Raw genomic sequence first — 13128 nt, forward strand, 5'->3', positions numbered from 1 at the left:
CGTTCCGGTGTATCAGCTGAGCCGTTCGATGATCATCGCCATGCCCTGGCCGCCGCCGACGCACATGGTCTCGAGACCGAACTGCTGGTCGTGGGTCTGCAGGTTGTTGATCAGGGTGGCGCTGATGCGGGCGCCGGTCATGCCGAACGGGTGGCCCAGCGCGATCGCGCCGCCGGACACGTTCAGCTTGTCCAGGTCCATGTCCAGCTCGCGGGCCGAGCCGAGGACCTGCACCGCGAACGCCTCGTTGATCTCGTACAGGTCGATATCACCGATGGTCTTGCCGGCGATCGCGAGCGCGTTGCGCACGGCCTGGATCGGGCCGAGGCCCATGATCTCCGGCGACAGGCCCGACACGCCGGTGGACACGATCCGTGCCAGCGGGGTCAGGCCCAGTTCCTTCGCCTTGGTGTCGCTCATGATCACCAGGGCGGCGGCGCCGTCGTTGAGCGGGCAGGCGTTACCGGCGGTGACCGTGCCATCGGGCCGGAACACGGGCTTGAGCTGCGAGATCTTCTCGTAGGTGGTGCCCGGCCGCGGGCCGTCGTCGGTCGAGACGACGCTGCCGTCGGGCAGGGTCACGGGGGTGATCTCGCGCTCGAAGAAGCCGGACTTGATGGCCTCCTCGGCCCGCTGCTGCGAGCGCACGCCCCACTCGTCCTGCTCCTGGCGGGAGATCCCGGTCAGCTGCGCGACGTTCTCGGCGGTCTGGCCCATCGCGATGTAGATGTCGGGGATCTCGTCGTTCTCGCGCGGATCGGTCCAGTCGGCGGAACCGGCCTGCGACCGCTTCACGGTGCGCGCCTCGGCCTCGGCGAAGTCGATGTTGTGGGTGTCGGGCCAGCCGTCGGAGGTGCCCTTCGGGAACTGCGACACCGTCTCCACACCCGCGGAGACGAACACGTTGCCCTCGCCGGCCTTGATCGCGTGGAAGGCCATCCGGGTGGTCTGCAGCGAGGAGGCGCAGTAACGGTTGACGGTCGTGCCCGGCAGGTAGTCGTAGCCGAGCTTGGTGGCGACCACCTTCGCCATGTTGAATCCGGCGGTGCCGGCCGGCTGGCCGGAGCCCAGATGCAGATCGTCGATGTCGGCGGCGGCCAGGCTCGGCACCTTGTCCAGCGCCGCGCGCACCATCTGGGTGACCAGATCGTCGGGGCGGATGCTCACCAGGGAGCCCTTGGCGGCCCGGCCGATCGGTGAACGGGCATAGGAAACGATGACGGCCTCGGGCATGAGGTCTCCTTTGTCAGTGACGACTAACCGAACGTTGTTCGGTAAAACGGTTCCCTACCGAATGTACGTCGCCCGGATTCCGCCCGCACCACCGGATCGCCCGGATCTCGCTCAGTGGACAACCGGCGCCGCGGCGAGCGGCTCCCCCGCCGCCAACTCGACCAATACCGCAGGTAGGAGATGTGCCGCGGCCAATTCGTAGCCCGCGGCGGAGGGGTGGAAACCGTCGGCCGAGAACAGTACGGCGGGCTGACTGCGGAAATCCCGGCCGAGCAGTCCGCCCAGCGCGACCGCGCGGCCGCCGCCGGCCTGGGTGGCCGCGGCCTGGGCGCGGGCCAGCCGCACACTCCAGCCGTGCACCACGGTCCGCAGCGGCTGCGGGAACGCCCCGACCGAGCCGAGATCCGGACAGGTGCCGACCACCACCACGCTGCCCGCCGCCCGCAACCGGGCCACCGCGAGCCGCAACCGCCGCGCCGACTGCAGCACCGAATGCTTCTTCGTGATGTCGTTGGCGCCGACCAGGATCACCGCGACGTGCGGCGGCCGCCCGGCCACGAACATCGCGTCCACCTGACCGGCGAGCCCCTTCGAGGTGGCCCCCGAGATCGCCTTGGTACTCAACCGGATCCGCTGCCCGGTCACCTCGGCCAGCCCGCGGGCCAGGCGCACCCCGGGCACCTCCTCGGCCGTCACACAGCCGACCCCGGCCGCGGTGGAATCGCCGAAGACCATCAGATGGAGGTCGAAACCGGTACTCGCGCGCCACGGTTCGGGCACGAGGCAGCCACCGGTGTACACGCCGTCGGCCTCGGGCGGGCGGATGATCCCGTGCCCGATCAGGTCGCGGGCCACCGCGGCCTGCGACGCCAACAACCGCGTGGTGGCCCACCACGCGGTGCCCGCACCGGACCCCGCGGCCAGTGTCGCGGCACTCGCCATCGTGACGGTGCGCCAGGTTCGCGTCATGGACAACCTCCCGGACCCGGGGACCGGACCGTCCCCCGCTACCTCGCATTCTTCTGGATACATGGTGCCGGAACTTCGGGCCGAGAGCACTACCCGATTCGGCGCCGGCGAAACGCGAGGCGGCGGAAGCCCGGCTCAGCTGCCGATGACGGCGTTCATGATGGTGCCCGCGCTGGTGGCGACGCCGCCGCCGATCATGGCGCCCGCCACCATCTTCGGTGATTCGAGGCCGCCGCCGCTCCACTTCTCCCACGCGAACTTGCCGCCGCCGTAGGTGATGGCGCTGACGCCGGACAGCAGGACGAACCAGGTGAAGTAGCGGACGAGCTTCATTAGCTTCTCGGCCGCCGGCGGGGTCTCCGGGGTCGGGTTGCCGACCTGGGCCAGCACGGTGGTGTACATGTCGTGTGCTGCGGCGAGAACCATACTCACAGTCGTGTCCTCTCGGATGCCGATGTGCTGCTGCGATGAAGCGAACCGCCCACGCGCGTCGCGGGGCGGTGAGAGCATGCTGGTAGATCGCTACGTTCGAGCATCATTGAACCGTAAGCGGGGCGGTTGCCGCAGCCGGACACACCAAATCGAGCCCTCCCCGCGTCGCAATCGGGTAGCCAACCGTTCGATCGAAGACTCATGGTTTGTTTACGCGGGGTTCTGGCAGTATCTCCGGTACGGGTGGGGTCGGTTCCCATACCGGAATCCGTCGGTCCGGAAGAGTCCGTCGGTGGGGACAGGGAATGACACGTTGTGAGCAGCCGGGGTGCACCGGCATCGTCGAGGATGGTTACTGCAACGTCTGCGGGCTGGCGCCCGATCCCGCGGCGAGCGCGGGGCCCGGCGCCACGGGACTGCCGGGCGCGGTGGGGAGTTCGGCGCCGGGTTCCGGCGCGGTCCGCAGTGACCCCTCCGGCACCGTGCGAAGTGGCGCCTCCGGCACCGTACGCAGTGGCGCCTCCGGCACCGTGACCGGCCGGGTGCGCCGCGGCTCCAGCCGATCCCGGTCCAATCGCAGCGAGCGGTCCGGACGTGGCCGGCTCGGGGCGGGGCTGGTGACCATCGCCCCGGTGCCCTATCGCGATCCGTCGACGGCGATCATGACCGATCCGCAAGTGCCCGAGCAGGATCGGTTCTGCAGTCAGTGCGGCAAGCCGGTGGGCCGCAGCCGCGAGGACCGGCCAGGCCGGCCCGAGGGCTTCTGCCCGCACTGCGGGACCGGATTCTCCTTCACCCCGAAACTCGATCCGGGCGAACTGGTCGCGGGCCAGTACGAGGTGCTGGGCTGCCTCGCGCACGGCGGCCTGGGCTGGATCTACCTCGCGCGGGACCGGAACGTCAACGACCGCTGGGTGGTCCTCAAGGGCCTGCTCGATTCCGGCGACGCCGACGCCATGGCGGCGGCGGTGGCCGAGCGGCAGTTCCTGGCCACCGTCGAACATCCCAACATCGTCAAGATCTACAACTTCGTCCAGCATCCCGACCCGCGCAGCGGCGAACAGGTCGGGTACATCGTGATGGAGTACATCGGCGGCGCGTCGCTGAAGGAGTTGCGCTCCGCGCGCAATGCCGAGGGCCGGCTCGAGCCGCTGCCCGCGGCGCAGGGCCTGGCGTACACGCTGGAGATCCTGCCCGCCCTGGGCTATCTGCACTCGCGGGACCTGCTCTACTGTGACTTCAAGCCGGACAACGTGATCCAGTCCGAGGAGCAGCTCAAGCTGATCGACCTCGGCGCGGTGCGGCACCGGGCGGATCTCGACAGCGTCGGCTTCAAGACCGACGGTTACTGCGCGCCGGAGCTGGAGCTCGAGGGCGCCTCGGTCGAATCGGATCTGTTCACCGTCGGCCGCACGCTCGCGGTGCTGACCTTCGCCTTCGACTACCGCAAGACCCATCGGTACGATCTGCCGCCGGCCGCGGATGTCCCGGTGCTGCAACAACATCCGTCGCTGGACCGGCTGCTGCGCCGGGCCACGGCGGCCGATCCGGACGAGCGGTTCGGCACCGCGGCGGAGATGGCCGAACAGCTCACCGGCGTGCTGCGGGAGGTGGTGGCGGCCGAGGAGGGCACACCGCGGCCGGCGCTGTCGGCGATGTTCGGCCCCGAACGCGCGGTCTTCGGCGCGGATCCGGCGGACTGGCCCGCAGCGCTGGATCCGGCCGCGGTCGCGCAGGCCCTGCCGATCCCGCTCGTCGATCCGGCGGATCCGGCCGCCCGCTGGCTGTCCAGCCTCGGCGGCGATCCGGATCGGCTGGTGACCCTGCTGGAGGCGGCCCCGATCCCGTCCTACGAGGTCGAACTGGCGCTGGCCCGGGCCCGCGTCGCCGCCGGTGACTTCGCGGCCGCCGCCGTCGGTCTCGACGATCTGGAGGACCACGAGCAAGCGGACTGGCGGATCGGCTGGTATCGCGGCCTGTCGGCGCTGGCCGGCGGCGATATCGATTCGGCCCGAACGGCTTTCGACGCGGTCTACGATCTGCTGCCCGGCGAGGCCGCGCCGAAGCTGGCGCTGGCCGCCGCCACCGAATGCGCCGGTGACGCGGATGCCGCGGGCGCCCTGTACGAGCTGGTGTGGCGCACCGACCACGGCTATCCGAGCGCCGCGTTCGGTCTGGCCCGGACCCGGCTCGCGGGCGACGACTTCGACGGCGCGATCGCCGCGGTCGAATCGGTGCCGGAGAGTTCCAGCCAGTACCTCGCCGCCCGGCTGACCGCCGTGCGCATCCGGGTGCGGGCCGCCACCGAACCACATCTCGTGGCCGCCGGGCAGTTGCTCACCGAACTCGACCTCGATCCGGAACGCAAGGCGCACTTGGATATCCAGGTTCTCCACGCGGCCCGGGAGCTGGCGACCGGCGGCGCGGCCGGGGGCCCGGTACTGGGCTGCCCGCTCGACGATCGCGCCCTGCGCGCGGCGCTCGAACAGCGTTATCGGACCCTGGCCCGGCTGGCGTCCGATCGGCTCGCCCGGCGCGCACTGGTCAACCGCGCCAACGATGTTCGCCCGCTGAGCTGGGTGTGATGGCCCCGGAAAGAGGAAATATGCCGACTGCCGGGACAACTCGGCCCGGCCCGGTGCGCACGGCGGCCGAGGCCGCGTGGTCGCGGATACCGCAGCGTTCGGACCGTCCGGCCTGGATCCGCCTGCTGGCCACCGTGATCGTGCTCGCGGCCCTGGCCACCGCCGTCGTGGAGGCGATGGACGCCTCCGGGATCCGGAACAGCATCGATCTGCTCGGGAACCGGACCGCGCCGAATGTGGCGGCGACGGAGGATCTTTCGGTGGCCTTCGCCGACATGGACGCGGAGCTGGCCAATATGCTGCTGGCCGGCAGCGACAATCGGGCCGCGGTGGCCGACGCCCACAAGACCTACGAGCAGCGCCGCGCCCAGGCCGGCGACGATCTGCAGCGCGCGATCGCGGCGACGGGTTCGGACATCTCCGGCACCCTGCTGAACGAACTCGGCCAGTACGAGGCGCTGGCCGCCCAGATCATGCTGCTCAACGACACCGAGCAGAATCCGGCGGGCCGGCCCTCGGATCGGATCCTGCGGCTGCAACGGCAGGCCACCGATCTGATGTCCCGGATCGAACTGGACACCCAGCGGCTCGCCAACGACAACAAGACCGCCCTGGACAGCGCGTACACCGCGACCCGCCGGGACACCACGGACGCTCGGGTCCAGCTGACCGTCCTGGGCGTGATTCTGATCGGCGCGCTGATCGGGCTGCAGGTGCTGCTGCGGGTGGCCACCCGGCGGCGGTTCAACCCGGCGTTGCTGATCGCGACACTGATCGCCGCCGTACTGGTCGGCGGCAGCCTGACCGCCGGCGCGGACGCCGCGCACCAGCTGAAGGTGGCCAAGGAGGACGCCTTCGAATCGCTGCTGACGCTGCAACGGGCCCGCGCCTACGGCTACGACATGAACGCGGACGAGAGCCGCTGGCTGCTGGACCCGCAGCGGGCCGCCACCTACGAACAGGGCTTCCTGGACCAGAGCCAGTGGCTGCTGAACGTGCATGTGAAATCGGTGGGCGACTACGACGCCGCGGCCCGCACCGCGCTGACGGCCTACCGCCGCGACCCGTCCGACATCCGCTTCACCGGCTTCTTCGCCGACGAACTGACCCATCCGAACTTCCCGGGTGAACGCGCCGCGCTGGAGACCATGCTGCTGGCCTTCCAGTCCTATCAGCGCGACGACCGGACCATGCGCGCGACGGCCGCCGCCGATCTGACCGAGGCGATCTCGTTCGACACCAGCGACGACCCCGGCCAGTCCGACGGCGACTTCCGCGATTACGACAACAAGCTCCAAGCCGTCATCGGGATCGACCAGCGGGCCTTCGACACCGCCGTGACCCGCGGCATCAATACGCTGGCGGGCTGGAACACCTGGGTGCCGTACACCGCCTTCGCGCTGATCGCACTGCTGGTGTTCCTGGGGGTGCGGCCGCGCCTGGCCGAATACCGTTGAGCGTCAATCGGTCCAGGGAATCAGCACGATCTTGCCGCGGACCCGCCCGGACTCGCTGAGCGTGTGCGCCTCGGCCACGTCGGCCAGCGACATCACCCGTTCGATCCGTACCCGCAACCGGCCCGCGGCCGCCAGCGCTCCGATCTCGGCCAGGTCCGCGCCGGAGGGGGTGACGTAGAAGCGCCGGTACCGCGGGTCGTCCTCGGCGTCGGAGCCCTGCGCGTCGATGTACCGGCCGTCCGGGCGCAGTACCGCGAGCGATCGCGTGCCGTAGTCGCCGCCGATCAGATCCAGCACCACATCGACATCGCGCACCGCGGTGGTGAAATCGACCGCGCGGTAGTCGATCAGCTCGTCGGCGCCGAGTTCGCGCAGGAAATCGTGATTGCCGGCCCGCGCGGTGCCGATCACGTACGCGCCTCGCAGTTTCGCGATCTGTACCGCGAGATGCCCGACCCCGCCGGCCGCGGCGTGGATCAGGACCCGTTGTCCCGCACGCAGTTCCGTCGGGGCCTGCCAGGCGGTCAGCGCGGCGGCCGGCAGCGCCGCGGCCTGTCGGAGGTCCAGGCCCGCCGGGACGACGGCGAGGTTCGCGGCGGGTACCGTCACGTATTCGGCATAGGCGCCGCGGCGGCTCAGCATCAGCGCGAAGACCTCGTCGCCCGCCGCGAATCCGGTGACCGCCGAACCGATCTCGACGACGGTGCCCGCCACGTCCAGGCCGAGGGTGAACGGCGGCGCGCCGAGCCGGCGCACGCTCCCGGCGCGCACCTTCCAGTCGGCCGGATTCACCGCGGTCGCGGCGACCCGCAGCAGGACCTCGTCGGCCGCCGGCACGGGCATCGGCAGGTCGGCGGTGCGCAGTACGTCCGGGCCGCCGTAGGTGTTCTGGGTGATCGCTCGCATGTATCGATTCTGGTTTTCGTGGTACCTCTTGGGAAGTAGGCACTATTTCCATACCGAGGTACCCGATGGATACTGTCAGTTTCCGGCCCGACACCGACGACGCGGTGGTGCACGCCGCCCTGGACGGCTGGGCAGACTCCGCCGACCTGGTCGACAGCTACCTGCGCCGCTGTCCCGCCCGCGACATCCTGGCCGTACTGGCCGACAAATGGGTGCTGCTCGTGCTGGGGGTGCTGCGGGTCGAGGGCGGGCCGGTGCGGTTCAACGAATTGCGCCGCCGGCTCGACGGCATCACCCAGAAGATGCTCACCCAGACCCTGCGCACGCTGGAACGCGACGGCCTGATCCGGCGGTCGGTCTATCCGACCGTGCCGCCGCGGGTGGAGTACACGCTCACCGCACTCGGCGCCGATCTCGGCCGGCTCACCCACGCCCTCGGCGCCTGGTCGCTGCGGCACATGGACGAGATCCACAGTGCCCGAGCGGAGTTCGACGAGCGCCGGGCGGCCGCACCGCAACCTCTCTGAGCCGCAACGAGTTCCGGACGACCGTCGCGCAAACGGGTGCGAGCCGGTCACATTCGGGCTCACCTATTGCTTTGGCACCGGTGCGAAAGCTACAGTTCGATAACAATAGGAACGCCAGAGTTCCCAGAAGCAGTGATAGCGGGGCCCTGCATGACCGGACGCACACGCCACGATATCCACGCCCTGTCCAGGCAACTCGTCGGCCATTTCGCCACCCACCTGGCGCCGTGCGCCACCCTGCCCGGCGACGCGACCCACGGTGACATCACCGCGGTCACCCGGATCTGCCTGGAACTGACCGTCGACATGATGTCCGGCGCGGAGCCCGACGGCAAGGTGGAGCGACTGCAGCGCGCCGCCGCCGAATGGGCCCGCGAGGGCATCCCGATCGACACCGTGCACCACGCCGTGCACGAGGGCTTCACGCTGGCCTTCGATCTGCTGCTGGCACAGACGGATCCGCACGAACGCCCGCGCGACACGGCCCGGCTGATGCTCCGGATCATCGACACCATCACGCCCGCCGTCGCACTGGCCTACGTGCGCGAACACCAGGCCGCGGCGGCCGAGCACCACACCGCCGTGCACACCCTGGTATCGGCACTGCTGGCCGGCCATCCCACCTCGACCATGGCCCGGGTCGCCGGCATCGAGATCGCCCCGGCCTATCTCGTGGTGGCGATGAGCATTCCGGCGCATCGCGACGAATCGCATCCGCGGGTCGACGGCAAGGTCGTGGCCCGGCGCAAGCTCCGGCGCTTGCAGTCGGAACTGGCGGACCGGTGCGGCGGACGCGCGCTGTCGCTGTTGTCCGTCGACGGTGGCACCGTGCTGATTCCGCGCGAGCCGGGCGAGACCACCACCGACGAACCGGAGGTCGCCCCGGGCGAACTCGACCCGCTGATCGACCGGTTGTCACACGCCTCAGGCGTTTCCGTCACCGCCACCGTGATACCCGCTGCCGCCGAACGGATTCCGGAGGCGGCCGACCAGGCGCACGAACTGCTCGACACCGTGTTGCGGCTGGGCCGGTCGCCGGGCATCTACCGGCTCGCCGATCTGGTGCTGGAATATCAGGTGACCCGGCCCGGTCCCGGCCTGGACCGGCTGGGCACACTCCTGGATCCGCTCGACGACTATCCGGATCTGATGGAGACGCTGCGCTGCCATCTCGACAACGGCCTGTCCCGGCAGCGGACCGCCCGGCAGTTGCACGTACACGCCAACACCGTCGACTACCGGCTCAAGCGCATCAACGAGCTGACGGGCCTGGATCCCAGCCGCGACACCGGTCTCTGGTATCTGCGCGCGGCCCTGATCGCCCGCACCTACCGCGACTGCGCGGGTGGTCTGCCCGCCCTGCGCTCCGGCGGATTCACCGCCTCCTGAGGGATCTCAGCCGTGCGCGCCGGCGCACAGCGCCAGCGCGGTCCTGGTGAACAGCGAACTCAGCTCGGGCAGTTGTTCGGCGCCCTGCTCGTGCAGGCAGGCGCGGACCCGATCGTCGATGCCGCCGAGCAGCATATCGATCAGCTGCGGATCCGGTTCGGAGGTCAGATCGCCGCTGTCCACCCCGCAGCGGGCGATATCGATCATGTAGGTGGCGAACATCCGGTGCACCCGCGCGCGGTGCTCCACCAGCGGACCGCCGGCAACCAGGGTCTCCACGTACAGCGCGCGGGCGGCGGCCGGTTGTGCGGCCAGCGCCGCCAGCCAGACCTCGAACGACAACCGCACGCGGGCCGGGAAACTCATCTCACCCGCGGCCGCGATGGTCGCCTGCAAGGTCCGCAACCCGGTCTCCACGCCGAAATCGTATGCCGCGGCGAAGCATTCGTCCTTACCGCTGAACAGGGCGTAGAAGGTGCGCCGGGCCACCTGGGCGCGGCTGACGATATCGGCCACGGTGGTGGCGGCGTATCCGAGTTCCCCCACGGCGATCAGCGCCGCGGTGCACAACCGGTGATATTGCGAGGACCGGACCTCGTCCCGGCTGAGTCGATGCCGGCCCCGCGGTAGCGGACCGGTCGGCTCGTCGGTCGTAGAACTCATGCCGCACAGAATATGAGCCCGGCTCGGGTTCGGCCTCCCAGCCGATACCCAGCTGGCCGAAAGACGATATGTCGCACAGACTCGACGCATGGATCGTAGCCGCACCGAAGCGTTCAGCGACGGCGTGTTCGCCGTCGCCATCACGCTGCTCGTGTTGAATCTGCATGCGCCCGAAGGCGATCTGCGCGAGGGGCTGCTGCACATGTGGCCGTCCTACCTGGCCTACGTGGTGAGCTTCCTCAACATCGGCATCATGTGGATGAATCACCACGCCGTGTTCCGCCACGTCGTCCGGGTCGATCGGGCACTGCAACTGGCCAATCTGGTGCTGCTCCTGGTCATCGTCGCGGTGCCGTTCCCCACCGATTTGCTCGGTCGGCAGCTGGCCCACGAGTTGCACGGCGGCGACACCGCGACGGTGACCTTCGTCTACAGCCTGGTCATGATCGCGATGGCGGCGGGTTTCAGCCTGGTCTGGTGGTACGCGGTGTTGCGGCCGGGCGTGATCGATGCCACGTTGAGCCGGAAGTGGTTGCGGCGGGCCAACTTCCGTTTCAGCGTCGGCGCCGTGGGCTATCTGATCGGCGCCGCGCTCTCGCTGCGGGAACCACTGCTGTCGCTGATCCTGTTCGGCCTGCTGTCGCTCTACTACGCCTTCGAACATCTGCCGGAACCCCGCGCCGACGAGCGGTCCGCAGGCGACACACCCTCGAATTTCCCGGCCGGATCCTGACCAAAACCGTTTGCCACAAGGTAGCCTTGCGGACCGAAGGGGGCGGTCGGCTGCCCTCGTCCGTCCCGTTTCCTGCGGGGCGTCCGGACGGCACCGAAGCGAGCACCGATGGCCACTATTGGGCAGTTGAGAGCGGCGCTGGCGGTCCTGCGCGCCGAGATCGACGATGTCGCACAGCAGGTCCGGGATCGGGAGGCGCCCGGATCCGACCACGCGGGCGTACAGCACGCCATGCTGGCCGGGCTGCTGTACCGGTTGATCGGCGCGGATCTCCGGCGCACCCTGACCGCCGCTCCCGACCTCGCCAGCTTCGAGCATCGCGCGCGTGCCGCCACCCCGAGCGCGGTCGTCCTCGGCGACGAAGACCTCTACGATCAGGCACATTTCGAGGCGTACTGGCTCACCGACCGGATCGCCGAACTGTATTCCGATGCCGACCGGACGCCGCCGCTGGCCGCCGCCGCCTGCACCGCCGAGGCCACCCGGGCCCTGCTCCGCATCCAGCGCGATCTCGCCCTGGGTAGTGGTCCGGCCATCGGGCATCCGGGCTGGGAGGCCGTCCTGACCCAGCTCGACCGCGCCCGCGCCCTGGCCCGCGCCGCGCACGCCGCCGCCGAGACCACCCCGCAGGTGCGCATCGTCACGGCTGTGGCGAGCGCGGATCTCTGACCTCGGCGTCGCCGGCCGCCCCGAGCCTGGCATGCCGGATGCCGTAGCCGAAATACAGCACCAGGCCCACCGCCATCCAGACCACGAACCGCAGCCAGGTCTCCACCGACAGGTTCAGCATCAGCCACAGGCAGGCCAGCACCGCGAGGGCCGGGACCACCGGCACCCACGGCACCCGGAATCCGCGCGGCAGATCGGGCCGGGTCCGCCGCAGCACCACCACACCGATCGACACCAGGGCGAAGGCGAACAGCGTGCCGATGTTCACCATCTCCGCGAGCGTGCCGAAGTCGACGAATCCGGCCAGTACCGCGCACACCACCCCGACGAGCACCGTGATCCGCACCGGGGTGCCGCGAGTTCCGGTGTGCGCCAACGTACGTGGGATCAATCCGTCGCGGGCCATCGCGAACATCACCCGGGTCTGCCCCAGGAACAGCACCATCACCACCGTGGTCAGCCCGGCGAGCGCGCCGACGGAGATGACGTTCTTCGCCCAGTCGGCCCCGTGCAACGCGAATGCGGTGGCGAGGGTGGCGTTCTCACCCGACAGCGCGGTGTAGGGGACCATACCGGTCAGCACCAGCGAGACCGCCACGTACAGCACCGTCACGATCGCCAGCGAGCCGAGGATGCCGCGCGGCACGTCGCGTTGCGGGTTGCGGGTCTCCTCCGCGGTGGTGGCGACCACGTCGAATCCGATGAACGCGAAGAACACCATGCTCGCCGCCGCGAGCAGTCCGTACCAGCCGAAACTGCTGTTGCCCGCGCCGGTCAGCCAGGAGAACAGCGACTGCCGCAGGCCGCCACCGGCATTGCCCGGCTGCGACGGCGGAACGTACGGCGACAGATTCGATCCCGAGAAGTACCGCAGCCCGACGACCACCACCATCGCGATGATCGCCAGTTTGATCGCGACCGCCACCGCCGAAACCCGCGACGACAGTTTGGTCCCCAGCGCCAGCAACACCCCCAGCACCGAAACCAGCAGCACCGCACCCCAATCGAAGCTGACCGAACCCAGATGCACGATCGGACTGCGACTTCCGCTCAGCTCACCCAGGTACTGCGACCAGCCCTTGGCGACAACCGAAGTGCCCAGGGCGAATTCGAGCAACAGATCCCAGCCGATGATCCACGCGACGATCTCGCCGAAGGTGGCGTAGGAGAAGGTGTAGGCGCTGCCGGCCACCGGTAGCGTCGAGGCGAATTCGGCGTAGCACAGGGCAGCCAGCGCACAGGCGATCGCCGCGAGCACGAACGCCAGCGAGACCGACGGCCCGGCCACGGTCCCGGCGGTGCGCGCGGTGAGGGTGAAGATGCCGGCGCCGACCACCACGGCCACACCGAAGATGGTCAGATCCCAGGCGGACAGCTCCCGGCGCAGTTTCGCCTCGGGATCGTCGGTGTCCCGGATGGACTGTTCGACGGATTTGACACGGAACATCCCCCGCCGCGTCGTACCGGCCTGCCGCCGCGCCTGCCCCGGATCGGTCACCTCGGTCTCCTCCCTGAACGGAAAGCACCGCGTGCGAACCCGCACGGTCAGGCGAATGTAACAGCCA

At 69.7% G+C, this 13128-nt stretch carries 12 protein-coding genes; 6 read left to right on the forward strand and 6 right to left on the reverse strand.

The window, feature by feature from the left end:
• Window positions 1–12 precede the first annotated feature (12 nt).
• From G361_RS0122620 to G361_RS0122630, 3 genes are all read right to left on the reverse strand, one after another.
• Entirely contained in the window at window positions 13–1233 is a 1221-nt protein-coding gene (locus tag G361_RS0122620) for an acetyl-CoA C-acetyltransferase (RefSeq protein ID WP_019929401.1), read from the reverse strand.
• Between the two features lie 111 nt (window positions 1234–1344).
• Window positions 1345–2202, reverse strand: a complete 858-nt coding sequence (locus G361_RS0122625; protein ID WP_019929402.1) for an SGNH/GDSL hydrolase family protein — start codon at window positions 2200–2202, stop codon at window positions 1345–1347.
• 135 nt (window positions 2203–2337) lie between these two features.
• Complete coding sequence (locus tag G361_RS0122630) at window positions 2338–2628, reverse strand: hypothetical protein (RefSeq protein WP_019929403.1); 291 nt, start codon at window positions 2626–2628, stop codon at window positions 2338–2340.
• A gap of 311 nt (window positions 2629–2939) precedes the next feature.
• On the opposite strand from G361_RS0122630, the gene G361_RS0122640 reads away from it, so the two are divergent.
• Both G361_RS0122640 and G361_RS0122645 read left to right on the forward strand, forming a co-directional pair.
• Window positions 2940–5219 carry a serine/threonine-protein kinase gene (locus G361_RS0122640; RefSeq protein ID WP_081635452.1) on the forward strand — a complete coding sequence of 760 codons (2280 nt, stop codon included), beginning with the start codon at window positions 2940–2942 and terminating at the stop codon, window positions 5217–5219.
• 20 nt (window positions 5220–5239) lie between these two features.
• Window positions 5240–6676, forward strand: coding sequence for a hypothetical protein (locus G361_RS0122645; protein ID WP_155981553.1), 1437 nt, complete (start codon window positions 5240–5242; stop codon window positions 6674–6676).
• A gap of 3 nt (window positions 6677–6679) precedes the next feature.
• On the opposite strand, the gene G361_RS0122650 is transcribed toward G361_RS0122645, so the two are convergent.
• The gene (locus G361_RS0122650) at window positions 6680–7582 is read right to left on the reverse strand and encodes an NADP-dependent oxidoreductase (protein ID WP_019929407.1); all 903 of its coding nucleotides are present in this window, start codon (window positions 7580–7582) and stop codon (window positions 6680–6682) included.
• Window positions 7583–7647: 65 nt separating this feature from the next.
• On the opposite strand from G361_RS0122650, the gene G361_RS0122655 reads away from it, so the two are divergent.
• On the forward strand, window positions 7648–8109 hold the full coding sequence (locus G361_RS0122655; protein WP_019929408.1) for a helix-turn-helix domain-containing protein: 462 nt from the start codon (window positions 7648–7650) through the stop codon (window positions 8107–8109).
• Between the two features lie 150 nt (window positions 8110–8259).
• Window positions 8260–9498, forward strand: coding sequence for a CdaR family transcriptional regulator (locus G361_RS44505; protein ID WP_019929409.1), 1239 nt, complete (start codon window positions 8260–8262; stop codon window positions 9496–9498).
• 6 nt (window positions 9499–9504) lie between these two features.
• On the opposite strand, the gene G361_RS0122665 is transcribed toward G361_RS44505, so the two are convergent.
• Window positions 9505–10161 carry a TetR/AcrR family transcriptional regulator gene (locus G361_RS0122665; RefSeq protein ID WP_019929410.1) on the reverse strand — a complete coding sequence of 219 codons (657 nt, stop codon included), beginning with the start codon at window positions 10159–10161 and terminating at the stop codon, window positions 9505–9507.
• Between the two features lie 88 nt (window positions 10162–10249).
• Here G361_RS0122665 and G361_RS0122670 point away from each other — a divergent pair, with 88 nt between their 5' ends.
• Both G361_RS0122670 and G361_RS0122675 read left to right on the forward strand, forming a co-directional pair.
• Window positions 10250–10894 (forward strand): TMEM175 family protein, encoded by a 645-nt coding sequence (locus tag G361_RS0122670; protein WP_019929411.1) that lies wholly within the window; start codon window positions 10250–10252, stop codon window positions 10892–10894.
• Between the two features lie 108 nt (window positions 10895–11002).
• Entirely contained in the window at window positions 11003–11563 is a 561-nt protein-coding gene (locus tag G361_RS0122675; protein ID WP_155981554.1) for a hypothetical protein, read from the forward strand.
• On the opposite strand, the gene G361_RS0122680 is transcribed toward G361_RS0122675, so the two are convergent.
• Entirely contained in the window at window positions 11535–13010 is a 1476-nt protein-coding gene (locus G361_RS0122680; protein WP_052172862.1) for an amino acid permease, read from the reverse strand. The genes G361_RS0122675 and G361_RS0122680 overlap by 29 nt on opposite strands.
• Window positions 13011–13128 lie beyond the last annotated feature (118 nt).

Origin of the sequence: Nocardia sp. BMG111209, assembly GCF_000381925.1 — a bacterium.
Classification (GTDB): Bacteria; Actinomycetota; Actinomycetes; order Mycobacteriales; family Mycobacteriaceae; genus Nocardia.